Origin of the sequence: Mycobacterium sp. E2989, assembly GCF_001667595.1 — a bacterium.
In the GTDB taxonomy this organism is placed as follows: domain Bacteria; phylum Actinomycetota; class Actinomycetes; order Mycobacteriales; family Mycobacteriaceae; genus Mycobacterium.
Map to the genome: position 1 here is coordinate 79,269 of NZ_LZJX01000095.1, position 22,242 is coordinate 101,510.

General features: G+C 68.8%; 26 protein-coding genes. 15 read left to right on the forward strand and 11 right to left on the reverse strand.

Annotated elements, in window-relative coordinates; all coding sequences use genetic code 11:
* Positions 1-17: 17 nt before the first annotated feature.
* Together lon and A5680_RS16635 are read right to left on the reverse strand one after the other, a co-directional pair.
* A complete protein-coding gene (lon, locus tag A5680_RS16630) occupies positions 18-2,339 on the reverse strand; it encodes an endopeptidase La (protein WP_067821225.1) in 2,322 nt (773 codons plus the stop codon).
* 93 nt (positions 2,340-2,432) lie between these two features.
* Positions 2,433-3,677, reverse strand: coding sequence for an alpha-hydroxy acid oxidase (locus tag A5680_RS16635; RefSeq protein WP_067821228.1), 1,245 nt, complete (start codon positions 3,675-3,677; stop codon positions 2,433-2,435).
* Between the two features lie 18 nt (positions 3,678-3,695).
* Between A5680_RS16635 and A5680_RS16640 the strand changes: the two genes are divergently transcribed.
* Positions 3,696-4,133, forward strand: coding sequence for a DUF1810 domain-containing protein (locus A5680_RS16640; protein ID WP_055405254.1), 438 nt, complete (start codon positions 3,696-3,698; stop codon positions 4,131-4,133).
* Here A5680_RS16640 and A5680_RS16645 read toward each other — a convergent pair.
* Genes A5680_RS16645 through A5680_RS16655 form a run of 3 tightly spaced genes read right to left on the reverse strand, consistent with a single transcriptional unit; the run spans position 4,119 to position 6,550 of the window.
* A complete protein-coding gene (locus A5680_RS16645) occupies positions 4,119-5,399 on the reverse strand; it encodes an alpha-amylase family protein (RefSeq protein WP_067821231.1) in 1,281 nt (426 codons plus the stop codon). The genes A5680_RS16640 and A5680_RS16645 overlap by 15 nt on opposite strands.
* Positions 5,399-5,935, reverse strand: coding sequence for an alkyl hydroperoxide reductase (locus tag A5680_RS16650; RefSeq protein ID WP_067821234.1), 537 nt, complete (start codon positions 5,933-5,935; stop codon positions 5,399-5,401). The genes A5680_RS16645 and A5680_RS16650 overlap by 1 nt, the downstream gene beginning before the upstream one ends.
* A 27-nt stretch (positions 5,936-5,962) precedes the next feature.
* Complete coding sequence (locus A5680_RS16655) at positions 5,963-6,550, reverse strand: peroxiredoxin (protein WP_067821237.1); 588 nt, start codon at positions 6,548-6,550, stop codon at positions 5,963-5,965.
* A 101-nt stretch (positions 6,551-6,651) separates the two neighbouring features.
* On the opposite strand from A5680_RS16655, the gene A5680_RS16660 reads away from it, so the two are divergent.
* The 4 genes from A5680_RS16660 to A5680_RS16675 are packed head-to-tail and all read left to right on the forward strand — an operon-like array spanning position 6,652 to position 9,542.
* The gene (locus tag A5680_RS16660; RefSeq protein ID WP_067821239.1) at positions 6,652-7,587 is read left to right on the forward strand and encodes a hydrogen peroxide-inducible genes activator; all 936 of its coding nucleotides are present in this window, start codon (positions 6,652-6,654) and stop codon (positions 7,585-7,587) included.
* Between the two features lie 36 nt (positions 7,588-7,623).
* Positions 7,624-8,334 (forward strand): EthD domain-containing protein, encoded by a 711-nt coding sequence (locus A5680_RS16665; protein WP_067821243.1) that lies wholly within the window; start codon positions 7,624-7,626, stop codon positions 8,332-8,334.
* The gene (locus tag A5680_RS16670; RefSeq protein WP_067821247.1) at positions 8,331-8,774 is read left to right on the forward strand and encodes a PPOX class F420-dependent oxidoreductase; all 444 of its coding nucleotides are present in this window, start codon (positions 8,331-8,333) and stop codon (positions 8,772-8,774) included. The genes A5680_RS16665 and A5680_RS16670 overlap by 4 nt, the downstream gene beginning before the upstream one ends.
* Before the next feature lie 18 nt (positions 8,775-8,792).
* Positions 8,793-9,542 carry an enoyl-CoA hydratase/isomerase family protein gene (locus A5680_RS16675; RefSeq protein ID WP_067821250.1) on the forward strand — a complete coding sequence of 250 codons (750 nt, stop codon included), beginning with the start codon at positions 8,793-8,795 and terminating at the stop codon, positions 9,540-9,542.
* Positions 9,543-9,548: 6 nt separating this feature from the next.
* Here A5680_RS16675 and A5680_RS16680 read toward each other — a convergent pair whose 3' ends face one another.
* Positions 9,549-9,734, reverse strand: coding sequence for a bacterioferritin-associated ferredoxin (locus A5680_RS16680; protein WP_055405246.1), 186 nt, complete (start codon positions 9,732-9,734; stop codon positions 9,549-9,551).
* 358 nt (positions 9,735-10,092) lie between these two features.
* On the opposite strand from A5680_RS16680, the gene bfr reads away from it, so the two are divergent.
* The 9 genes from bfr to A5680_RS25345 all read left to right on the forward strand — a co-directional run bounded on the left by bfr (position 10,093) and on the right by A5680_RS25345 (position 18,359).
* Positions 10,093-10,572: a bacterioferritin gene (gene bfr, locus A5680_RS16685; RefSeq protein WP_055405255.1), complete on the forward strand. Its 480-nt coding sequence runs from the start codon at positions 10,093-10,095 to the stop codon at positions 10,570-10,572.
* An 84-nt stretch (positions 10,573-10,656) separates the two neighbouring features.
* Positions 10,657-12,729, forward strand: coding sequence for an MDR family MFS transporter (locus tag A5680_RS16690; RefSeq protein WP_067821251.1), 2,073 nt, complete (start codon positions 10,657-10,659; stop codon positions 12,727-12,729).
* Between the two features lie 29 nt (positions 12,730-12,758).
* On the forward strand, positions 12,759-13,253 hold the full coding sequence (locus A5680_RS16695; RefSeq protein WP_055405244.1) for a carboxymuconolactone decarboxylase family protein: 495 nt from the start codon (positions 12,759-12,761) through the stop codon (positions 13,251-13,253).
* Positions 13,254-13,308: 55 nt separating this feature from the next.
* Positions 13,309-14,190 (forward strand): TIGR03854 family LLM class F420-dependent oxidoreductase, encoded by an 882-nt coding sequence (locus A5680_RS16700; RefSeq protein WP_067821252.1) that lies wholly within the window; start codon positions 13,309-13,311, stop codon positions 14,188-14,190.
* Positions 14,191-14,223: 33 nt separating this feature from the next.
* Entirely contained in the window at positions 14,224-15,576 is a 1,353-nt protein-coding gene (locus A5680_RS16705; protein WP_067821253.1) for a glutamine synthetase family protein, read from the forward strand.
* Between the two features lie 10 nt (positions 15,577-15,586).
* Entirely contained in the window at positions 15,587-16,696 is a 1,110-nt protein-coding gene (locus A5680_RS16710) for an amidohydrolase family protein (RefSeq protein WP_067821255.1), read from the forward strand.
* Positions 16,697-16,726: 30 nt separating this feature from the next.
* Complete coding sequence (locus A5680_RS16715; protein WP_067821257.1) at positions 16,727-17,569, forward strand: lysophospholipid acyltransferase family protein; 843 nt, start codon at positions 16,727-16,729, stop codon at positions 17,567-17,569.
* On the forward strand, positions 17,569-18,003 hold the full coding sequence (locus A5680_RS16720; protein ID WP_055403426.1) for an SRPBCC family protein: 435 nt from the start codon (positions 17,569-17,571) through the stop codon (positions 18,001-18,003). Before A5680_RS16715 ends, A5680_RS16720 begins: the two co-directional genes overlap by 1 nt.
* Positions 18,004-18,110: 107 nt before the next feature.
* On the forward strand, positions 18,111-18,359 hold the full coding sequence (locus A5680_RS25345) for a DUF3761 domain-containing protein (protein WP_082459860.1): 249 nt from the start codon (positions 18,111-18,113) through the stop codon (positions 18,357-18,359).
* Between the two features lie 155 nt (positions 18,360-18,514).
* Here the strand turns inward: A5680_RS25345 and A5680_RS16725 are convergent, their stop codons facing one another.
* From A5680_RS16725 to A5680_RS25825, 5 genes are all read right to left on the reverse strand, one after another.
* Positions 18,515-19,447, reverse strand: a complete 933-nt coding sequence (locus A5680_RS16725; RefSeq protein ID WP_067821260.1) for a DMT family transporter — start codon at positions 19,445-19,447, stop codon at positions 18,515-18,517.
* 33 nt (positions 19,448-19,480) lie between these two features.
* A complete protein-coding gene (locus A5680_RS16730) occupies positions 19,481-19,720 on the reverse strand; it encodes a hypothetical protein (RefSeq protein ID WP_055403428.1) in 240 nt (79 codons plus the stop codon).
* 278 nt (positions 19,721-19,998) lie between these two features.
* Positions 19,999-20,442 carry a nuclear transport factor 2 family protein gene (locus A5680_RS16735; RefSeq protein ID WP_055403429.1) on the reverse strand — a complete coding sequence of 148 codons (444 nt, stop codon included), beginning with the start codon at positions 20,440-20,442 and terminating at the stop codon, positions 19,999-20,001.
* A 61-nt stretch (positions 20,443-20,503) separates the two neighbouring features.
* Complete coding sequence (locus A5680_RS16740) at positions 20,504-21,829, reverse strand: cytochrome P450 (RefSeq protein ID WP_055403458.1); 1,326 nt, start codon at positions 21,827-21,829, stop codon at positions 20,504-20,506.
* A 53-nt stretch (positions 21,830-21,882) separates the two neighbouring features.
* A complete protein-coding gene (locus tag A5680_RS25825; RefSeq protein WP_156675142.1) occupies positions 21,883-22,020 on the reverse strand; it encodes a lipoprotein LpqH in 138 nt (45 codons plus the stop codon).
* Between A5680_RS25825 and A5680_RS16745 the strand changes: the two genes are divergently transcribed.
* Positions 21,997-22,242, forward strand: a 246-nt coding sequence (locus A5680_RS16745) for a lipoprotein LpqH (protein WP_197499801.1), incomplete at its 3' end; no start/stop codon positions are given. The two genes, A5680_RS25825 and A5680_RS16745, sit on opposite strands and share 24 nt — an antisense overlap.

Sequence of the window (22,242 nt, forward strand, 5' to 3'; positions counted from 1 at the left end):
TCCCGGCCAGGCTTGCGTCAGGCAGCGGCCGTGGCTGTCCCGACCACCGGTTCGAGAGCCTGCGCGACGATGTCGGCGACGTCGGTCATCGGCTTGACGTCCAGCGCGTCGAGCACCTCGGCGGGCACGTCGTCCAGGTCGGGCTCGTTGCGCGCCGGGATGAAAACCGTTGACAGGCCGGCTCTTTGCGCGGCGAGCAGTTTCTGCTTGACGCCGCCGATCGGCAATACCCGACCGTTCAGCGTGACCTCGCCGGTCATGCCCACGTCGGAGCGCACCTGGCGTCCGGTGGCCATCGACACCAGGGCGGTCACCATGGTGACACCGGCCGACGGGCCGTCCTTGGGCACCGCGCCGGCGGGCACGTGGACGTGGATGCGCCGGTCGAGGGCCTTCGGATCGACCCCCAAGTCCGCGGCGTGGGAGCGCACGTAGGACAGCGCGATCTGCGCCGACTCCTTCATGACGTCACCCAGCTGACCGGTCAGCTGCAGGCCAGGTTCGCCCTCGGTTGAGCCGGCCTCGATGTAGAGCACGTCGCCGCCCAGCCCGGTGACGGCCAGGCCGGTGGCCACGCCCGGCACCGCCGTGCGCTCGGCCGATTCCGGCGTGAACCGCGGGCGGCTAAGGTACTCAACCAGATCCGGCTCGTCGATGGTGATCGGCCCGGAATCGTCCGCCAGCTTGGTGGTGACCTTGCGCAGCGCCTTGGCCAGCAGCCGCTCGAACTGTCGCACACCGGGTTCCCGGGTGTAGTCGGCGGCGATCTTGCGCAGCGCGGCGTCGGTCAGCGTGACCTCGTCCTCGGTCAGCGCCGCCCGCTCCCGCTGCCGGGGCAGCAGGTAGTCCCGCGCGATCGCGACCTTGTCGTCCTCGGTGTAGCCGTCGATAGCCACCAGCTCCATGCGGTCCAGCAGTGCCGACGGGATGTTCTCGATCACGTTGGCGGTTGCCAGGAACACCACGTCCGACAGGTCCAGGTCCAAGTCCAGGTAGTGATCGCGGAACGTGTGGTTCTGCGCCGGGTCGAGGACCTCCAGCAGCGCGGCGCTCGGGTCGCCCCGATAGTCCGAACCGACCTTGTCGATTTCGTCCAGCAGCACAACGGGATTCATCGTTCCCGCCTCACCGATGGCGCGCACGATCCGGCCGGGCAACGCGCCCACATAGGTGCGCCGGTGCCCGCGGATCTCGGCCTCGTCGCGCACACCGCCCAGGGCGACGCGCACGAACTTGCGGCCCAGCGCCCGCGCGACGCTCTCACCCAGCGACGTCTTGCCGACGCCGGGGGGACCGGCCAGCACCATCACCGCGCCCGAGCCGCGGCCGCCCACCACCTGCAGCCCCCGCTGGGCGCGGCGGGCCCGCACGGCCAGGTATTCGACGATGCGGTCCTTGACGTCGTCCAGCCCGTGGTGGTCGGCGTCCAGGACGCCGCGCGCGGCCTTCAGGTCCGTCGAGTCCTCGGTCCGGACGTTCCAGGGCAGGTCGAGGACCGTGTCCAGCCAGGTGCGGATCCAGCCGCTCTCCGGGCTCTGGTCACTGGAGCGTTCCAGCTTGCCGACCTCGCGCAGCGCGGCCTCGCGCACCTTTTCGGGCAGGTCGGCGGCCTCCACGCGGGCCCGGTAATCGTCGGATCCATCGGGCTCGCCCTCGCCGAGTTCCTTGCGGATGGCGGCCAGCTGTTGGCGCAGCAGGAACTCCTTCTGCGTCTTCTCCATGCCCTCGCGGACGTCCTCGGCGATCTTGTCGTTGACCTCGACCTCGGCGAGGTGCGAACTGGTCCAGTCGATCAGCACGCGCAACCGTTCGGCGACGTCGACGGTCTCGACCAGCTGCCGCTTCTGCTCGTTGGACAGGTACGACGCATACCCCGAGGTGTCGGCCAGGGCCGACGGGTCGGTCAGCCTGTTGACGTAGTCGACGATTTCCCAGGCCTCGCGCCGTTGCAGCATGGCCAGCAGCAGCTTCTTGTACTCGGCGGTCAACGCCTTGACCTCGTCGGTCGTCTCGACGTCGGGGACCTCGGTCACCTCGACCCACAGCGCCGCGCCCGGCCCGGAGGCTCCCGTCCCGATCTGCGCCCGGCGCTCCCCGCGCACGACGGCCGCGGTGCCGCCGCCGGCGATGCGTCCGACCTGCAAAATCTTCGCGATCACGCCGTGCGAGGGGTAGCGGTCGTCGAGCCGGGGCGCGATCAGCAGCTGCCCCGACTCGCTCGCCTGGGCGGCGTCGATCGCCGCCCGAGCGGCATCGTCGAGCGCGATCGGCACGACCATTCCGGGCAACACGATGGTGTCGGTGACAAACAGCACCGGCACCGATTTGGCTTCAGCCATCAATCCTCCAAAAACTGAGTCTGATGCGCTCAACCCAGCCCGGCGCCGGTTTGTTCCCGGGACGCTTCCTTCAGGCCCAACGTGCGGCCCGCCTCACACTGGCGGCGAAACCGGCCCCAGTCGCCGCAGCTGTGTCACGTGCCCGGGCGAAAGCTCTTCGAGGCAGGTGACGCCCAGCAGCCGCATCGTCCGGATTACGCCGTCGGCCAGGATCTCGATGGCGCGGGTGACGCCGGGCTGGCCGCCGGCCATCAGCCCGTACAGGTAGGCCCGCCCGACGAGCGTGCACCGCGCACCGAGGGCGATCGCCGCCACGATGTCGGCGCCGGACATGATCCCCGTGTCCACCAGGATCTCGGTGTCCTTGCCCAGCTCGCGGGCGACCACGGGCAACAGGTGGAAGGGCACCGGGGCCCGATCCAGTTGGCGTCCGCCGTGATTCGACAACACGACGCCGTCGACGCCGCGCTCGACGACCGCGCGGGCGTCCTCGAGCGTCTGGATGCCCTTGACCACCAACTTGCCCGGCCACTGGGCCTTGATCCAGTCCAGGTCGTCGAAGGTGAGGCTCGGGTCGAACATGGTGGAGAGGTACTCCGAGACGGTCCCGGGCCAGCGGTCCATCGACGCAAACGCCAACGGCTCGGTGGTCAACAGGTCGAACCACCACTTCGGGTGCGGCACGGCATCCAGCACGGTGCGCAGCGTCAGCGTCGGCGGGATCGTCATCCCGTTGCGGTTGTCCCGCAGCCGGGCCCCGGACACCGGGACGTCGACGGTAGCAAGCAGGGTGTCGAAACCCGCGTCGGCCGCGCGGCGCACCAGCGCCATCGAGCGTTCCCGGTCGCGCCACATGTAGAGCTGAAACCACTTCCTGCCCTGGGGAACAGCGGTGACGAGGTCCTCGATCGAGCAGGTGCCGAGCGTGGACAGCGAGAATGGAATGCCGGCCCGGGCCGCCGCCCCCGCACCGGCGATCTCGCCCTCGGTGTGCATCAACCGGGTGAAGCCGGTGGGCGCGATCGCGAACGGCAGGACGACCGGTTGACCCAGCACGTTCCAGCCGGCGGTGACGTTGGTGACGTCACGCAGGATCGTCGGGTGAAACTCGATGTCGCGGAAGGCTTGTCGAGCGCGCGAAAGCGAGATCTCGTCCTCGGCCGCGCCGTCGGTGTAGTCGAACGCCGCCTTGGGGGTGCGCCGTTTGGCGATCCGCCGCAGGTCTTCGATGGTGTACGCGGCGTCGAGGCGGCGCCTGGTGGCGTCGAACTGCGGTCGCTTGAACTGGATCAGCGGCGCCAGATCGCGCACCCTGGGCACTCGTCGTCGGACCGGCATATGTGCAACCGTAGTCACATGGACGCGCGCAGCGACCCCTTCGACCTGGAGCGCTTCGTCGACGCGCAGGCCCCGGTGTACCGCACCGTGGTGGACGAGCTGCGCGCCGGTCGAAAACGCAGCCACTGGATGTGGTTCGTCTTCCCGCAATTGCGCGGCCTGGGCGGCAGCCCGACCGCGGTGCACTACGGCATCTCGTCGCTGGACGAGGCGCGGGCCTACCTGGCCCACGAGCTGCTCGGGCCGCGATTGCGCGAGTGCGCCCGCCTGGTCAACCAGGTGCGGGGCCGCTCGGCCGGCGAGATCTTCGGCTCGCCGGACGACCTGAAGCTACGTTCGTCGATGACGCTGTTCGCCTTGGCGACCGACGAGAACGGGGAGTTCGTCGCGCTGCTCGAGAAGTATTACGGCGGGCAGCAGGATGAGCTGACGCTGAAGCGGCTAGGCCGGGCCTAGAATCCGCCAGCCGTGCGGCTCGACCACCACCGCGTCGACGACCTCCTGCGGTGGGGCCGCCGATCCGCCGATGACCCGCCGGTATCCCGCGCCCAGCTCCGTCAGCGCCACGCGCATCGGCTCCTCGCCGATGTTGAGCGCGACCAGCAGCGCGTCGTCGCCGTTGCGCGTCTCGTACACGTAGTGCCGGTTTCGCAGCCGCAGCGCGCTCGTCGTCGCCCGGTGCAGCCACGGGTGGCGACGACGTAGCCCGACCAGGAATTGGTGCAGGGCCCACATTTCCGCCCCGAAGTCATCCAATTGCAATGGGGGAGAAGCGAACTCGGGCCTCACCGCGTCGTCGCCGCCGTAGCGCTCCTCCTTGACCCCGCGGAATCCCAGCTCGTCGCCCGCGTATACGCTGGGCACGCCACCGACGGTCAGCAGGATCACCAGCGCGTGCGCCACGTGCTCGGGGCGTTCGAGCCGGCTGGCGATACGGGTGACGTCGTGGTTGCCGATGAAGGTCAGGGGCGCGAAGCCGGCGAGAAACTCGGCGTGCCGCTGCAACGCCCAGTCCAGCTCGAAGAAGTTGCCGTCGTTGAGGCCGCTCCAGATCGCCTTCCACAGCTCGTACTGGGTCGCCGAGTCGAACGTGGCGGCGCGCACTACCGCGGCGTAGTCGCCGTGAATGAGCTCGCCGACGAACCAGGAGTCTCCGAACCGCTCGCGCACCCGCGGCAGCGTGGCCGCCCAAAACCGTTCGGGCACCGTGTAAGCCGCGTCCAGGCGCCAGCCGTCGGCGCCGCGGCCCAGCCAGTGCGCCATCACGTCCACGGTGTAGTCGGCGACCTCGGGGTTGTCGTGGTTGAGCGTGATCAGCTCGGAGTGGCCCTCGAACGTTCCGCCGCTGAACCACCCCGGTGCCCCGTCGCGGTAGCGGGGGAAGTCCACGCCGACGTGGTTGAACACGCCGTCGAGCAGGATGCGCAGCCCGCGGCGGTGAGCCTCGGCGACGAGGTGGTCGAAATCGGCGTCGTCACCGAGCCGGGGATCGATGCGGTAGTGGTCGGTGGTGTCGTAACCGTGTGTGCGCGAGGCGAATATCGGTCCCAGCGCAATGCCCGAAGCGCCCAGCGCGATGGCGTGGTCGAACCAGTCGACGAGCCGCCGCAGCCGGTGTTCGCCCGGCTGCGGCGGCCCGTCCGACGCGGGAAACGCGCCGACGAACCCCAGCGGATAGACCTGCCACCAGATCGCGTGTTCTACCCAGGCTGGAGCCGTCACTAGCCGACGGCAGCCAGCGTCTGGGAGGCGACGATCGCTTGCGCCACGCCGGCGACGATGGCCGCGGCCTTCAGCGCCTCCTGGATGGTCTCCCGGCTGACGCCCGCCTCGCGCAGCGTGTGCTCGTGGGCTGCCACGCAATCCGGGCAGCCGTTGATCGAGGACACCGCGAAGCACCACAGCTCGAAGTTCGCCTTGTCCACACCGGGATTGGCGATGATGTTCATCCGCAGGCCCGCCCGCAGGTCGTCGTACTTCCCGTCCAGGAAGCCACGGCCGCGGTAGAACACGTTGTTCATCGCCATGATCGAGGCGGCGCCCAGGGCGGCGTTGTACGCCTCGGCCGACAAGACATCGGCCGCCTCGGCACCGATCTGGGTGATCACCTCGGTGTTGCGGGTCGCCGCGGCGCTCGCCAGCAGGGTGCCCCACAGCTGTTCCTCGTTCAGCTCCGTAGTGCGCGTGATGGAGCCCAGGTTGAGCTTGAGGTCCTTGGCGTACTCGGGCAGCGCTTCCTTGAGGTTTTCTACGCTCATCTCGCCTCCCTGATCAAACCCTAGTGATTAGGCCGAAGCCTTGAGCAGCTCGGTGGCGTCGAGCGTCGGGTCGCCCTTGCGCCAGTTGCAGGCGCACAGCTCGTCGGACTGCAGCGCGTCGAGGACCCGCAGCACTTCTTCCACGTTGCGGCCCACGGAACCCGCGGTGACCGAAACGAATTGGATCTCGTTGTTGGGATCCACCAGGAAGGTCGCGCGGTCGGCGACGCCGTCGGCGTTGAGAACGCCGGTGGCCAGGCTCAGCTCCCGCTTGATGTCGGACAGCATCGGGAACGGCAGCTTCTTCAGGTCCTCGTGCTGGGCCCGCCAGTTGAAGTGGACGAACTCGCTGTCGATCGAGACGCCGAGCACCTGCGCGTCGCGGTCGGCGAACTCGTCGTTGAGCTTGCCGAAGGCGGCAATCTCGGTCGGGCACACGAAGGTGAAGTCCTTGGGCCAGAAGAACACAACGCGCCACTTGCCTTCGTGGTCGTCGTTGGTGATGGTGGTGAAGTAGTCCTCGGGCTGCTTGGCGTCGACCTTGGACAGGTCGCCCGCGATCAGTGCAGTGAGCTCGTAGGCGGGGAATTGGTCGCCGATGGTCAGCAGAGGCATGTCGCTCCTTTTTTGGATTTACTCAAGATTAGCCGTCCCTGCCATGGTGCCCGCTTCGCTTACCTAAAGTAAAGGTGATATTTCCCACTACACTTATAGGCATGTCCGATAGGAGTTATCAGCCGACGATCGCCGGCCTGCGCGCGTTTGTCGCGATCGCCGAGAAGCGTCAATTCAGCGGCGCCGCAGCCAGTCTCGGCGTCAGCCAGTCAACGTTGTCCCAGGCGCTGGCGGCGCTGGAAACCGGGCTCGGCACCCAGCTGATCGAGCGCTCGACCCGGCGTGTCCTGTTGACCGCGGAGGGCGCGTCGCTGCTTCCGCGCGCCCAGGCCGTCGTCGACGCGGCCGACGCATTCACCGCCGCGGCCGCCGGCTCGGCCGATCCGCTGCGCGCCGGGATGCGGCTGGGACTGATCCCCACGGTGGCGCCCTACGTGCTGCCGACCGTGCTGGCCGGCCTCGCCGAACGCTTCCCGGCGATGACGTTGCGGGTGACGGAAGACCAGACCGAGCGGCTGCTGACGATACTGCGCGAGGGCGCGCTCGACGCGGCGCTCCTTGCGCTGCCGGCCGACGCCCGCGGTGTCACCGCGATCCCGATCTACGACGAGGACTTCGTGCTGGCGTTGCCGCCCGGGCATCCGCTGTCGGGACAGCGCCGGGTCCCGGCGACGGCACTGGCCGACCTGCCGCTGCTGCTGCTGGACGAGGGGCACTGCCTGCGCGACCAGGCGCTCGAGGTGTGCCATAAGGCGGGCGTGCGCGCGGAGCTGGCCAATACCCGGGCGGCCTCGCTGGCCACCGCGGTGCAGTGCGTGACCGGCGGTCTGGGCGTGACGCTGATCCCGCAGAGCGCGGTGCCGGTCGAGGCGACGCGAAGCCGCCTCGGGCTGGCGCAGTTCGCCGCGCCCCGCCCCGGACGGCGCATCGGCCTGGTGTACCGCTCGTCGAGCGGCCGCGACGAGTCCTACCGGCAGCTGGCCGGGATCATCGGCACCGTGATCCGCAGCCAACATCAGGTGCGCCTGGTCAAATAGGGCGGCGGGGCGCGGGCCGGGCAGTAGGTTCTGCCTATGGAGAAGGTCATCGCCGTGCTCATGCGTGCCGATTCGGACGAGAAGTGGTGCGCCCGCCAGCGCGGCCCCGTCGTCAGCGCCCTGTTGGAGCTGGGCCTGCCGGGGCTGTCGGTCAACGTGCGCGACGACGCGGTGCGCCACTCACTGATGACGCTGACGACGCTGGACCCGCCCGTCGGGGCGGTGGTGAGCATGTGGACGCAGCAGTGCTACGGCGAGCAGATGACGGCGGCCCTGGCACTGCTGGGCGCCGAATGCGAACAACTCGCCGCGTACCTGGTGACCGAATCCGTGCCGCTGAAAGCGCCTACGTCCGAATTAGGTTCTCGCACAACCGGTTTGGCTAACATTGCGCTGCTGCGCCGGCCGGCCGGGCTGGACCAGGCGAGCTGGCTGACCCGGTGGCAGCGCTATCACACCTCGGTGGCCATCGAGACGCAGTCCACCTTCGGCTACACCCAGAACTGGGTGGTGCGGACCCTCACCCCGGACGCACCGGGAATCGCGGGCATCGTCGAGGAGTTGTTCCCCACGGAGGCGATCACCGATCTCAAGGCGTTCTTCGGTGCCGCCGACGACAACGATCTGCACGACCGGTTGGGCCGAATGGTCGCGAGTACCACGGCGTTCGGCGCCAACGAGAACATCGACACCGTTCCCACCAGCCGCTACGTCTTCAAGACACCGTTCATCGAGGAAGCCACATGACAACTCTGCGCGACGCCGTGGCGTTGGCCGCGGCGGAACACGGCCTGGCGGTCGTTTCCACCGTCCGCGCCGACGGAACGGTGCAGGCCTCGCTGGTCAACGTCGGCCTGTTGCCGCACCCGGAAACCGGGCAGGAGGTGCTGGGCTTCACCACCTACGGCAAGGTCAAGTTGGCGAACCTGCGGGCGCGGCCGCAGCTGGCGATCACCTTCCGCAACGGCTGGCAGTGGGCGACGGTCGAGGGCCGCGCGGAGCTGGTCGGTCCGGACGACACGCAGCCCTGGTTGCCCGACCAGGACCAGTTGCGGCTGTTGCTGCGCGACGTCTTCACCGCCGCGGGCGGCACGCACGACGACTGGGAGGAGTACGACCGGGTGATGGCGCGGGAGCGCCGCGCCGTCGTGCTGATCGCGCCCACCCGCGTCTACAGCAACGGCTGACCTGGTTACGCTGCAGCGGTGACGCTGCAGATCGATGACGACAAGCGGGTGCGCACCCTCACGCTCAACCGGCCCGAGGCGTTGAACGCATTCGACGAAGCCCTCTACGACGCCACCACGGAAGCGCTGCTGGCCGCCGCCGAGGATCCCGAGGTCGCCGTGGTGCTGCTGACCGGCGCGGGTCGCGGCTTCAGCGCCGGAACCGATCTGGCCGAGATGCAGGCCCGCATCACCGATCCGGATTTCGCCCCGGGCAAGCATGGCTTCATCGGGCTGATCAACGCGCTCAGCGCGTTCCCCAAACCACTGATCTGCGCGGTCAATGGGGTCGGCGTGGGCATCGGCGCCACGATCCTGGGCTACGCCGATTTGGCGTTCATGTCGTCGACGGCCCGGCTGAAGTGCCCGTTCACCAGCCTGGGGGTGGCGCCGGAAGCGGCGTCGTCCTACCTGCTTCCGCAGCTGGTGGGCCGGCAGAACGCCGCCTGGCTGTTGATGTCCTCGGAATGGGTCGACGCCGACGAGGCGCTCCGCATGGGCCTGGTCTGGCGGGTCTGCGAGCCGGATGACCTGTTGCCCGAGGCCCGCCGGCACGCCGAAGTCCTTGCCAGCCGGCCCATTTCGAGCCTGATGGCGGTCAAGCACACGATGATGGAACCCGTTCGTCCGGAGATCGCGGCGGCCACCGCGCGGGAAAACGCTCACTTCGCCGAGTTGATGGGCGCCCAGGCGAACGCCGCCGCCCTGGCGGATTTCAACAAACGCTGACGCCGGCTACCGCGACGGGGCGGCCTCGAGGTTCGCCGACGCGGCGATGATCGCCCGCAGCGTCCGCCTGCACCGTCCGCAGTCGCCCCCGGCCCCGCACGCGGCCATGACCTCTTTCGAGGTGGAGGCGCCGCGCGCGACCACCTCGGACACCGTGTGGTTCGTCACGCCGACACAGAGGCACACGTACATCAGCGCATCCCCTGCATGCGGGCGACATTCCCTTCGTCGACGGCGTGGCCACGCGACCGCACTTCGTCCTCCCTCTCGGCATCCCGCGTCAGCGGGAATCCCGAAACAAGTGCCGAACCGACAGCCTTATTAGTTGAGTCTAACCTAACTTCGTTAGCGCAGTCTAACCTTACCCGCCAGCAACGTGGGCCACGGAGTTTCCGCGAGACACACACTGAGCACAGCCATACCTTGCTGGAAGATTGCCACCGGCCGTGGCAAAGTGCGGTTACGGCCCGGCATGGTGCGCTCAGCCCAGCGCGCCCGGCCCGGCGCCGAGAACGGCCACCGTTTACACCGTCACCGTAGGGGAGTGAAGATGCAAGGCGATCCGGATGTTTTGCGCCTGCTGAACGAGCAGCTGACCGGCGAGCTCACCGCGATCAACCAATATTTCCTGCACTCGAAGATGCAGGACAACTGGGGGTTCACCGAGCTCGCCGAGCACACCCGGGCCGAATCCTTCGATGAGATGCGGCACGCCGAGGCCATCACCGACCGCATCCTGCTGCTGGACGGGTTGCCCAACTACCAGCGCCTCTTTTCGTTGCGCATCGGCCAGACACTGCGCGAGCAGTTCGAGGCCGACCTGGCGATCGAGTACGAGGTGATGGACCGGCTCAAGCCCGGCATCATCATGTGCCGCGAGAAGCAGGACACCACCAGCGCCAATTTGCTGGAAGAGATCGTGGCCGACGAGGAAAAGCACATCGACTACCTCGAGACGCAGCTGGAGCTGATGGACAAGCTGGGCGTGGAGCTCTACTCCGCGCAGTGCGTGTCCCGGCCGCCGAGCTGACCCGGCCCACGCCTTTCGCCGGTTTTGGTTGCCACGGGTTGACCGTGGGCACTCACTACCATCGAAAGCCGTGGGAAGGCGGGCATGACGAGGGCAACACCAGCGGCGGCTGAAACCGGTGGCACGTCGGATTCCGAGCCCGGGGACGTCGCGGTCGACCCGCAGCGACGCAATTTCATCTTTGTCGCGGTCCTGCTCGGCATGCTGATGGCCGCGCTGGACCAGACGATCGTGGCGACCGCGCTGCCGACCATCGTCGCCAATCTCGGTGGCGCAGGCCATCAATCGTGGGTGGTCACCAGCTACCTGCTCGCCTCGACCATCATCACCGCCCTCGTCGGCAAGTTCGGTGACCTGTTCGGCCGCAAGCGGGTGTTCCAGGCGGCCGTCGTGTTCTTCGTCGCCGGATCGGTGCTGTGTGGGCTCTCCAGCTCGATGGGCATGCTGGTGGCGGCGCGGGCGCTGCAGGGCATCGGCGGCGGCGGCTTGATGGTGACCGCCATGGCGCTGATCGGCGAGGTGATCCCGCTGCGGGACCGCGGCCGCTACCAGGGCGCGATGGGCGCGGTGTTCGGCGTCACCACCGTGATCGGCCCCTTGCTCGGCGGCTACTTCACCGACCACTTCACCTGGCGCTGGGCGTTCTGGATCAACGTGCCGATTTCGGTCGTGGTCTTCTTCGTGGCGGCCGCCGCCATCCCGGCGCTGTCCGAGCGCACCAAACCGGTCATCGACTACACCGGGATCCTGTTCGTCGGCCTGGGCGCCGCCGGGCTGACGCTGGCCACCAGCTGGGGCGGCACCACCTACCCGTGGGGATCGCCCACGATCATCGGCCTGTTCGCCGGCTCGGTGATCGCGTTGTGCATCTTCGCCTGGGTGGAAAGCCGCGCCGCCGCGCCGATCCTGCCGACCCGGCTGTTCGGCAGCCCGGTGTTCACGGTGTGCTGCGTGCTGTCGTTCGTGGTGGGTTTCGCGATGCTGGGCGCCCTGACGTTCCTGCCGACGTACATGCAGTTCGTCGACGGCGTCTCGGCCACCACATCGGGCCTGCGCACGTTGCCGATGGTGATCGGGATGCTGATCACTTCGATGGGCAGTGGTGTCATCGTCGGCCGCACGGGCCGATACAAAGTCTTTCCCGTCGCCGGCACCGCCGTCATGGCGGTGGCGTTCTTTCTGATGTCGCGGATGGACCCGTCCACATCGACGTTGGTCCAATCGCTGTTCCTGGTCATCCTCGGCGCGGGGATCGGGATGTGCATGCAGACCCTCGTCCTGATCGTGCAGAACACCGTGAGCTTCGACGACCTCGGCGTCGCGACCTCCGGCGTCACCTTCTTCCGCACGATCGGCAGCTCGTTCGGCGCCGCCATTTTCGGCTCGCTGTTCACGAACTTCCTGCACAGCCGGATCGGCCCGGCACTGGTGGCCAGCCGCGCGCCGGCCGCGGCCGCCGCGTCGCCGGAGGCCCTGCACCGGCTGCCCCGCCAGGAGGCCGCCCCGATCGTCGCCGCCTACGCCGAGTCGCTCACCCACGTGTTTTTCTGGGCGGTTCCGGTCGCGCTGGCCGGCTTCGTCCTGGCACTGTTCCTGCGGGAGATCCCGCTGCGCGAAATGCACGACAGCACAATCGATCTCGGCGACGCGTTCGGCATGCCGAACACCGAGACACCGGATCAGATGCTGGAGGGCGCGGTCGAACGCATGCTGCGCGGGGTGCCCGGCATGCGATTGCGCAGCATCGCCATGCGACCCGACTGCCGACTCGACGTGGCCGGATTGTGGGGCGTCCTGCGCATCAACCGCTACGGACAGATGTACGGCACGGCCCGGCTCACCGACATCGCCGACTACCTGCGGATACCGTTCGAGGTCTTGGAGCCCACCTTCGCGCGCCTGATCGCGACCGGATACGCCAGGGGCGACGGTGACCAGATGTGGCTGACGCCGGCCGGCGCCCAGCAAGTGGACTACGTGCACTCGCTGCTGGTGGGCTGGCTGGTCGACAAGCTCGCCCGGTCACCGGGATTCGACGGACGACCGGATCGTCGCGTGGTCGAAGCGGCGCTGAATCGCGTCGCGGGGCGCGTTCTCGCGCAACGGGACTGGAGCGACGACCGGCCCACCACCAAGATCGCGGTGCCCACCCCCTGAAACGGGCGGTGCGGGCGTACCATCACGCCATGAGCCGAATCGGAACATTTGCTGACGACGACCTGGCCGGCTGGTTCGCGAAGTCTCCCGACATCGGCGGCGCCCTGGGCGGCTTCAGTAACGCGGTCTACACGAAGAACCGGTTGCCGCTGCGCACCCGCGAGCTGGCGCGCGCGGTGATCGCCCACCGCAACGAATGTGTGGTCTGCGTCAACACCCGCGACGAAGACGGCCCCGCCGCCGGCGTCGACGAGGAGTTGTATGACCACGCGCTTGAGTGGCGCACCTGGCCCGGCTACAGCGAACAGGAGCGGCTGGCCGCCGAGTTCGCGGACCGATTCGCCACCGACCACACCGCCCTGCGCGACGACGAGGATTTCTGGAGCCGTTGCTCGGCACACTTTTCCGACGAGCTGCTGGCCGATCTGGCGCTGTCCTGCGCGCTGTGGGTCGGCATGGGTCGCGTCTTGCGCACGCTCGACATCGGGCAGGCCTGCAAACTGACGATTCCCAGCCGGGCGTAGCCGCGGCTCGTCGTCTTCCGGGCACAAACCGCGGCGCCGCCGCGTTGCGCTAGGCGTGAAGATCCGTTTCGGCGTCGGACTGGGCGCGGACACCACACCAGATCAGTTGGCGCCCATCGTCGATCGTCTCGAGGCCGGCGGCGTGGATTCGCTGTGGTTCTCCGAGCTGGTGTACTCCCCGGCGGTCGACCCGGTGGTCGGCATGGCCTACGCGCTCGCCAGGACGACCCGCCTCAAGGTCGGCACCTCGGTGGCCGTGCTGCCCGGGCGGCATCCGGTGCTGGTGGCCAAGCAGCTGGCGTCGCTGGCGGCCGTCGCACCGAAGCGGGTGCTGCCCGTCTTCGGCCTGCGGTCGGCGATCCCGGCCGAGCGGGAGGTTTTCGTGGTGCCGGACGGGGAGCGCGCCGCGGTGTTCGACGAGGCGTTGCGGGTGCTGCGCGCGACGTTGGTCGAGGATCGGGCGAGCTATTCGGGTCGGTATTTCTCCGTCACCGGGGCGTCGGTGCTGCCCAGGCCCACGCCCCCGCTGGACATCTGGGTGGGCGGCTCGTCGCCGGCGGCGTACCGGCGCATCGGGGCCTTGGCCGACGGCTGGCTGGGCAGTTTCCTCACCCCGGCCGAGTCGCGGGCGGCCCGCGAGGCGATCCAGCGCGCCGCGGCGCAGGCGGGCCGCGAGATCGAACCCGATCACTTCGGCATCTCGTTGGCCGTCACCGACGGCGAGCTGCCCGCCGGACTGGCCGCGGCCGCTCGGCAGCGGCGCCCGGACGTCGACCCCGCCGAGCTCATCGCCGCCGGTTGGGACCAGCTGCACCGACAACTCGACGCCTACATCGACGCGGGATTGACTAAATTCGTGATCCGGCCGGCGGGGGGCGCGCCGCTGGACGGCTTCCTCGATCGGTTCGTCACCGAGCTGACCGCCCGCCAGAACTGAATTCGGCGGCCTCGAGGCTGCACAATGACTGCCATGACCGGCACACCGCTTGCCGCCGCGGCGATCGCCCAGCTGGAGGCCGAGGGCGTCGACACCGTGATCGGCACCGTGGTGAACCCCGCGGGGCTCATCCTGGCCAAGACGGTCCCGCTCCGGCGGACGAACGCGTTCGCCAATCCCGGCCTCGGCGCCAGCCCCTCGTGGCACGCCTTCGCGATCGACCAGAGCGGCATCGCCTTCACCCCCGATGTCGGGGTGATCGGCGACCAGCGCCTCCGCATCGACCTGTCGGCGATGCGCATCGTCGGCGACGGGCTGGCGTGGGCGCCCGCCGGGTTCTTCGAGCAGGACGGCGCGCCCGTTCCGGCCTGCGCGCGCGGCACGCTGAGCCGCGTCGAGGCCGCGCTGGCCGAGGCCGGTGTCGAGGCGGTGATCGGGCACGAGGTCGAATTCCTGCTGGTCGCCCCCGACGGTGCCCGCCTCCCGACGACGCTGTGGGCGCAGTACGGGCTGGCCGGCATCCTCGAGCACGAGGCGTTCGTCCGGGACGTGACCCGCTCGGCGGCGGTGGCCGGCATCGCGATCGACCAGTTTCATCCCGAGTACGGCGCCAACCAATTCGAACTGTCCGTGGCGCCCCAAACGCCGGTGGCCTCCGCCGACCAGCTGGTGTTGTTGCGGCTCGTCATCGGCCGCGTGGCGCGCCGCCACGGGCTTCGCATCAGCTTCTCGCCCGCACCGTTCGCCGACGGCGTCGGATCCGGTGCCCACCAACATTTTTCGCTCACCATGTCGGAGGAGCCGCTGTTCTCCGGTGGCACGGGCGCGCGCGGCATGACGGTGGCGGGAGGGAGCGCCGTGGCGGGGGTGGTCCGCGGACTGCCGCAGGCGCAGGCCGTGCTGTGCGGGTCGATCGTGTCCGGCCTGCGGATGCACCCCGGCAACTGGGCCGGCGCCTACGCGTGTTGGGGCACCGAGAACCGCGAGGCGGCGGTGCGATTCATCGAGGGCGGGCCCGGCAACCCGCGTGGCGGGAACGTCGAAGTCAAGATCGTGGACCCCTCGGCGAACCCCTACCTGGCGTCGGCGGCGATTCTGGGGCTCGCGCTGGACGGCATCAACCGCCGAGCGCCGCTGCCACCGGAGATCACCGTCGACCCGGCCACCCTGTCCGATGCCGATCGCGAGCGCAACGGGATCGCCACCCTGCACCGGCAACAGGCGGAAGTCATTGCCGCACTGGACGGCTCGGAGCTAATGCGGGGCATATTGGGCGATCCAACGGTCGACATGGTGGTCGCGGTGCGGCGCCTGGAGCACGAGCGGTACGGCGGCCTGGAGGCCGAGCAACTGGCGGACAAGTTCCGCATGGCCTGGAGCGTGTGACGGGCTCGTCATGGCGCCTGATTCCTCCGCGCTGGCCCGGCACGTCGGCGAAGTGGCCCTGATCGACCAGCACGCGCACGGATGCTGGTTGACGGCGGGGGACCGGCGGCGGTTCGAGAACGCGCTCAACGAGGCCAACACCGAGCCCATCGTGGGGTCGGGCTTCGACTCTCAGCTCGGCTTCGCCGTGCGCGCCCACTGCGCCCCGCTGCTGGGCCTGCCCAAACATGCTGAGCCCCAATCCTATTGGGATCGCCGCAGCCAACTGAGCGAGGCCGACCTGGCCCGGACGTTCCTGTCGGCCGCCGGAGTCAGCGACTGGCTGGTGGACACCGGGATCGGCGCCGACACCGCCGGGCCGGACGAGATGGCGAACCTCTCCGGCAACCGCGCCCACGAGGTGGTGCGCCTCGAGCAGGTCGCCGAGCAGGCCGCGCGGGCGCCGGGCGACTACGCGAGGGCCTTCGAGGACATCCTGCGCCGGCGCGCGGCGACGGCGGTGGGCACCAAGTCGATCCTGGCCTACCGGGGCGGCTTCGACGGCGACCTGAGCGAGCCGTCACCGGCGCAGGTGACCAAGGCCGCCGCCCGGTGGCGCGACGCCGGCGGCACCCGGCTGCAGGACCGGGTGCTGCTGCGCTTCGGTCTCCATCAGGCGCTCCGACTGGGCAAGCCCCTGCAATTCCACGTCGGCCTCGGCGACAGGGACTGCGACCTGCACAAGACCAACCCGTTGCTGCTGCTCGACTTCCTGCGGCGGTCCGGGGACACCCCGATCGTGCTGCTGCACTGCTACCCGTACGAGCGGGAGGCCGGCTACCTGGCGCAGGCCTTCAACAACGTCTATGTCGACGGCGGACTGACCGTGAACCAGCTGGGCGCGCGGTCACCGGCGTTCGTCGCCCGGCTGCTTGAGCTGGCCCCCTTCGGCAAAATCCTGTACTCGTCGGACGGGTTCGGGCCCGCCGAACTGCATTTCCTCGGCGCGGCCCTGTGGCGCAGGGCAATTCATCGCGTGCTGCGGGACTTCGTGGCCGACGGCGATTGGAGCGCGAGCGACGCCATCCGGGTGGTCGACCTGATCGCCCACGGCAACGCCGCCCGCCTCTATGGCGTTTGACGTGCGGTAGCACCGGGGTACCCCGCCCCAATGGCGACCATGGGCGACGTCTTGAACTGGGCCCGCGATCAGGTCGTGTCGCGGGTGCCCAAAGCCGACCTCGATCAGCGCGATCCGGACTACATCCGCGACCAACTTCCGGGAACCTGGCTGCTGGCGTCGCTGTACTTCCGCGCGGACGTGCGGGGCCTGGACCGCATCCCGGCCGAGGGGCCGGTGCTGCTGGTCGGCAACCATAGCGGCGGCAACGTGCCCCCGGACACGTTCGTTTTCACCCTCGCGTTCTGCTCCTATTTCGGCGTCGAGCGGCCCTTCTATCAGTTGGCCCACAACCTCGTCGTCTCCGCGCCACCGCTGGGCTGGCTGCGCAAGTTCGGCACGGTCGCCGCCAACCCCGAAAACGCCCGCCTCGCACTGGAATCCGGGGCGGCGCTGCTGGTCTACCCCGGCGGCGACTACGAGGTCTTCCGCCCGTCGTGGGAACGCCACACCGTCGACTTCGGCGGCCGCATGGGCTACGTGCGGCTGGCCCGCGAAACCGGCGTGCCGATCGTTCCCGTCGCCAGCGTCGGCGGCCAGGAGAGCGCGCTGTTCCTCAACCGCGGGCAGTGGCTGGCCAAGCTGCTGATGGCCGACAAGCTGCTCCGGCTCAAGAGCATCCCGATCTCGCTGGCGCTGCCGTGGGGCCTCAACATCAGCGACCTGGCGGGCCACATTCCGTTGCCGACCAAGATCGTGATCGAGGTGCAGGACCCGATCGAGGTCGACGGCTCGGAATTCGAAGACCAAGCGGTGCACGACAAGGTCATGGCCAGCCTGCAGGGCGGTGTCGACCGGCTGGCCGCCGAGCGACGATTCCCGGTGATCGGCTGATGCGCGTCGAACGCCGCTGCGTCATCAACGCCGACCGCGACGCGGTCTGGAAGATCGTCAGCGACCCGGACTGCTACCCGTCGTTCATGACGAACTTGGAGCGCTGGGAGTCGTCGAACGACAAGCCGGCCGGCGTCGGTGCGCGCTACACCGTTCACTGGAAGATCGGCTCGGTGCCCGTGGGTGGGCTGATCGAGGTGGTCGAGTTCGACGAGGGCCGGGACCTGGCCTGGGTGGGCATCACCGGGGTCACGCTGCGCGGACGGATCCGGTTGCGCGACCGCGGCGACGGCTGCACGAAGGTGACGTTCCGGCTGTCGTATCAGGCGCCCGGGGGACTGCTCGGGTACATCGCTGACCGGATCGCCGTGCGCCAGGTGGGACGCACCGTCGCCGACACACTCAAACGCCTGCGGAAGCTCGCCGAGTCGTAGGCGAATTTTTCCAATTCACCCCCCGAGAAATCCCCGCGCGGCATAGGCTCCGATCGACGAATCGGGCAACGTCACCATCCATCGCAGGACCAGAAGGATTTGGGAGCATGTTGCTTCGAGCGACTCTCGTCGCCGCCGTCGTCGCCGCCGCCGCAAGCGGTCTGGCAGCACCGGCCCACTCATCGCCCGGCTGTTACATCGCCAGTTCCGGCGATTGCGTGCCCTATCCGCAACAAGGCCCGTCACAGCCACCCGGTGCCACCGCGAAATGCGCGGACGGCAGCTGGTCGTTCAGCGAACACCCGCATGCGGGCGGCACCTGCCACGGACACGGGGGAGTCCAGCAGTACTTGTAGCGGTCGGCGATGACCGGCGCTGCTCCCAAGCGATCGGATGGTCGGAGGACGAGGGGTGACCATCCGAACGCCCAAGCGCCGGCATCGCCGAACATCCTGTGGCGCAACAGGATTAGCGTCGGCGGAGGGCCGAATGCAGGCCGCCGACCGGTCGGTCAGACCAAGGCCGGCGCGCCGAACACCCAGCCGGTGTCGGCATCGGCCGAGGTTTGCGCGTTCTGCTCACTACTGAACGCCCCCGTATGGGCCTCGCCGCGGGCCAGCGCCACTATCGCGACAATCACCACTATCGCCGCCGACGCCAGGACCATCACGCCCACGCCGTCGGCGTTCAGGGTCTCGCCGAGCACCACGATGCCCAGGACCGATGCCACCGCCGGTTTGGCCACGGTCACCGACGGCAGTGAGGCGGTCAGCGCACCGGCGCGAAACGAAGACTGCTGAAAGACCATCCCCGCCAACGCCGCCAGTATCCAGACATAGAATTCCGGCGCGCACAGCAGCGCCCCGAAACCGTGTCCGGCCGCCGCGACGACGGCTTTGGTCAGCACCGCGAACAGGGCCAGCGACGAACCGGCCACCACCGCCAGCAGTACCGCCGCACGCGGACCGGGCCACTTGCGCGCACCCAGGACACAGAACACCAGTAGCGGACCCAACACCAGGGCCACCAGAGTCCAGGTTGCCGGCGACCCCTGCGACTGCCCGGCCGTCGGGTCGCCAACCGTGACCACCACCGCCAGAGCGACGGCGAGCACCGTCGCCCACATCCACTGCCCGCGGGTCACCCGCTGACGGGTCAGCCGCGCGTTGACCGGCAGGGCAAATAGCAGCGCCGTCACCTGCAGCGCCGTCACCAACATCACCGACCCGACCTCCAGCGCGGCGGCTTGCAGGCTGTAGTTGGCAACGGCACCGCCGCCGCCAAGCCACCACCGGGTGTCGCGCAACGACATGCGGAACAACTCCCAGTGGCCGACTGGCTCGTCGGTGACCTCGTGCGCGGACTGTTGACGGCTCACCGCGCCGATCGCGGATGCCAGCGCGGCGCACAGGGCGAGCACAACCGCGATCTCCGACTTCACCATGGGACCTCCTCAAGATTCCGAGACCACTTCGGGCTAGACCCCGAAGTAGACGCCGTACCTGCTCGTCGCCAGCGCTTTCAACAGCCACAGGACCAGCCCGGTGCCGGCCAAGGTGCCACCAGTCACAGCCACGATGAAGGCGGCCCGGAACGCCGACCGGAGAGGGTTCTGCTGGTCGGCGGCGGTCGGCGGGTGGATGTTGCTGGCGGTCATGGCATCGTCGACGTCCTTTCGGTCATGTGCATCGTCGTTGCGCGGTTCATGCCGAATCATGAAGAAAATGGTGATGGACGAAGCACTGCTCCCGGAATGGCCGGGAAGCCAGATTGGGTTGCCTCTAGGGATAGAGTTTCCTATCCATTTGGTAAGCATCGCGCGTGCCCGCCCCGCGTAAGAGGGCTCGCCGTTGACCAACCCGCCACGGCGACAACGTGGTGGCGCGCGCCGACGCGTCTCTCAGTCTGGCCACCCAGCCCTGAACCTTCCGCTTGGTCAGTTCTGGGGGAGTGCTCGTGCGCTCACACCGGGAGAGAAACGAGTGGACGGTTCCGCTAGACCAAGCTCGTCGCGTCGAAGACCCAGCTGGTGTCGGCCGTCGCGAGGTTCTCGAAGTGGTTCGGGGGAGCGAAGCTGACGAGACTGTTCATGTCCCAATAGTCTTTCCAGACGGTGATTTTCCCGTCCGCGACCTTATGGACGGTGACGAACCTCAGCACGCCCTGCTCGCCCGTCTCGAACGTCCACGTCTCGGAGTGCTCGTACAGCACGTCGGAACCGTTGGAAACCAGCACGCCGTCGTGGTTCTCGTAACCGGCCAGCGGCTCGAGCCCCATCTTCAGCCGCTTGACGATGTCTTCGGGTCCGCGCGCCGACAACGCGGGCACCGGCATGTCGACGTAGAGGCAGTCATCGGACAGGAACGTCTTGACCGCCTCCCAGTCCCGCCGCGAGAGCGCCTGCCATAGCCCGAGTACGACATCCTCGACCGAGATCATAGACACGTCTGTCATAGCGCAAATAAACTCGGTAACTCCCCGGGTGTCAACGGGGGATGCCCTAGCCGTCGACGCGGGCCATCGACCGGGCCGGCCCCAGCGCCACCGGCAGCGACGACCAGCCGCGCAGCACGCGGGTATCGCGCCGGCTGCCCGCGCCCGCCGCGCGGACCTCGGGGAACCGGTCGAAGAACGTGCGCAGCCCCACCTCGCCCTCGGCGCGCGCAAGCGCCGCACCCAAACAGAAGTGCCGGCCGCCCGAGAACGCGAGATGCCTTCCCGCGTTGGGCCGTTCGATGTCGAAGCGGTGCGGCTCGGCGAACACCGCCGGATCGCGGTTGGCGGCGGCCAGATAGACCAGCACCAGGTCGCCCCGGCGAAGCTGCTGACCGGCCAGCTCGACGTCGCCCAGCGCCACCCGGGCGGTCAGCTGCACCGGCGACTCCAGCCGCAGGATCTCCTCGACGGCGTTGGGCCATAGCTCGGGCCGGTGGCGCAAGGTGTCCAGGCGGTCGGGAGCGTCCAACAGCATGCGAATCCCATTGCCCAGCAAGTTGACCGTCGTCTCGAACCCGGCGGCCAACACCAGCCCGGCGATCGCTTGCAGCTCGTCGGGGTCCAAATACGTTTCGGCGGAGCCGCTTTCGGCGATCTGGATCAGTTGGCTCATCAGGTTGTCGCTCGGGTTGCGGCGCAACTCGCTCAGGTGCCCGGCGAGCCACGAGCTGAACCCTTCCAGCCCTCGCTGCACGCTGCGGTACTGCCGCCAGGTCAGCCCGATGTCCAGGCTGGGAGCGGCGAGTTCGCCGAACTCCAGCACGCGCCGCCGGTCTTCGGCGGGGACGCCGAGAATATCGCTGATGATCGCCACCGGCAGCTGCGAGCAATACCGGCCCACAACGTCGACGACCTGTCCGGATTCGGCGGCCAGCCGATCCAACAGGTCGGCGGCGGTCTGCTGCACGCGATCGCGCAACGCCGCTACCGCCCTGGGGGTGAACACCGCCGACACCGTCTTGCGGTAGCGGGTGTGGTCCGGCGGCTCGACGGCGAGCAACGACGGCGCGCGAAGCGGATGCAGCAGGTCGTCGCGGGTGCGTTCCTCCAACCGGCGCAACGGCCCCGGCAGGTTCGACCCGAACACCAGCACGCGGAAGTCGTCGGAGCGCAGCAACTCATGCGCGAGCGCGTGGTCGGCCGTCAGATAACTGACGCGGCCCTTGACCAGCGGGCCGGCGGCCCGCAGTTCGTCGTAGTAGGGCACCGGGTCGGCGGCCACCCTTGGATCGGCGATCAACCTGGCGTGCAGGTCGCCCCGCCGCACCCCCAGCGTCGCGACGCCCCGGATGAAGCCGTGCATCGCCAACCAGTGCAAACGTTCCTTCACCGGCCCCTCCATCGCTCGATGTCACCGAGCCTAGGCCCGCACCCCGGACGGCGTCAGCACTCGGCGATGATCTTGAACTCGGTCGTGATCACCTTGTTGGGGTTGTTGCTGCTGTTGATGCCGTACGCGCTGCCGCTGATCGTGTACGCGTCGTTGGTGACGTCGGCGTGGCCGGATGCGGGCAGGCCCAAACCACGCCCCGCAAGGCCGCGCGCCTGACCATCGACGGTGCCAGTCATACGACACGCCCGCCGTCGTGCAGCCAGACCCAGCAGTACCGCACCATCGACATCAAGGACCGCGACGGCTCGGTGGAGGCCGTGGTGCTCACCAGCGGTTATCGGGTGATGCCCCAGTGGGTGAAGATCCGCAACGTCGACGGGTTCACCGGCATCACTCCGGGCAGAGTTCGC

What these genes read in the sequence shown, in the direction of transcription:
- A5680_RS16725 (WP_067821260.1), bottom strand. Translation starts at nt 19,447, where the DNA reads ATGGTGAAGTCGGAGATCGCGGTTGTGCTCGCCCTGTGCGCCGCGCTG.
- A5680_RS16715 (WP_067821257.1), top strand. Translation starts at nt 16,727, where the DNA reads ATGGCGACCATGGGCGACGTCTTGAACTGGGCCCGCGATCAGGTCGTG.
- A5680_RS16650 (WP_067821234.1), bottom strand. Translation starts at nt 5,935, where the DNA reads ATGAGCGTAGAAAACCTCAAGGAAGCGCTGCCCGAGTACGCCAAGGAC.
- A5680_RS16735 (WP_055403429.1), bottom strand. Translation starts at nt 20,442, where the DNA reads ATGATCTCGGTCGAGGATGTCGTACTCGGGCTATGGCAGGCGCTCTCG.
- A5680_RS16665 (WP_067821243.1), top strand. Translation starts at nt 7,624, where the DNA reads ATGGAGAAGGTCATCGCCGTGCTCATGCGTGCCGATTCGGACGAGAAG.
- A5680_RS16670 (WP_067821247.1), top strand. Translation starts at nt 8,331, where the DNA reads ATGACAACTCTGCGCGACGCCGTGGCGTTGGCCGCGGCGGAACACGGC.
- A5680_RS16680 (WP_055405246.1), bottom strand. Translation starts at nt 9,734, where the DNA reads ATGTACGTGTGCCTCTGTGTCGGCGTGACGAACCACACGGTGTCCGAG.
- bfr (WP_055405255.1), top strand. Translation starts at nt 10,093, where the DNA reads ATGCAAGGCGATCCGGATGTTTTGCGCCTGCTGAACGAGCAGCTGACC.
- A5680_RS16705 (WP_067821253.1), top strand. Translation starts at nt 14,224, where the DNA reads ATGACCGGCACACCGCTTGCCGCCGCGGCGATCGCCCAGCTGGAGGCC.
- A5680_RS16640 (WP_055405254.1), top strand. Translation starts at nt 3,696, where the DNA reads ATGGACGCGCGCAGCGACCCCTTCGACCTGGAGCGCTTCGTCGACGCG.
- A5680_RS16690 (WP_067821251.1), top strand. Translation starts at nt 10,657, where the DNA reads ATGACGAGGGCAACACCAGCGGCGGCTGAAACCGGTGGCACGTCGGAT.
- A5680_RS16695 (WP_055405244.1), top strand. Translation starts at nt 12,759, where the DNA reads ATGAGCCGAATCGGAACATTTGCTGACGACGACCTGGCCGGCTGGTTC.
- A5680_RS16660 (WP_067821239.1), top strand. Translation starts at nt 6,652, where the DNA reads ATGTCCGATAGGAGTTATCAGCCGACGATCGCCGGCCTGCGCGCGTTT.
- A5680_RS25345 (WP_082459860.1), top strand. Translation starts at nt 18,111, where the DNA reads ATGTTGCTTCGAGCGACTCTCGTCGCCGCCGTCGTCGCCGCCGCCGCA.
- lon (WP_067821225.1), bottom strand. Translation starts at nt 2,339, where the DNA reads ATGGCTGAAGCCAAATCGGTGCCGGTGCTGTTTGTCACCGACACCATC.
- A5680_RS16720 (WP_055403426.1), top strand. Translation starts at nt 17,569, where the DNA reads ATGCGCGTCGAACGCCGCTGCGTCATCAACGCCGACCGCGACGCGGTC.
- A5680_RS16635 (WP_067821228.1), bottom strand. Translation starts at nt 3,677, where the DNA reads ATGCCGGTCCGACGACGAGTGCCCAGGGTGCGCGATCTGGCGCCGCTG.
- A5680_RS16710 (WP_067821255.1), top strand. Translation starts at nt 15,587, where the DNA reads ATGGCGCCTGATTCCTCCGCGCTGGCCCGGCACGTCGGCGAAGTGGCC.
- A5680_RS16730 (WP_055403428.1), bottom strand. Translation starts at nt 19,720, where the DNA reads ATGATTCGGCATGAACCGCGCAACGACGATGCACATGACCGAAAGGAC.
- A5680_RS16655 (WP_067821237.1), bottom strand. Translation starts at nt 6,550, where the DNA reads ATGCCTCTGCTGACCATCGGCGACCAATTCCCCGCCTACGAGCTCACT.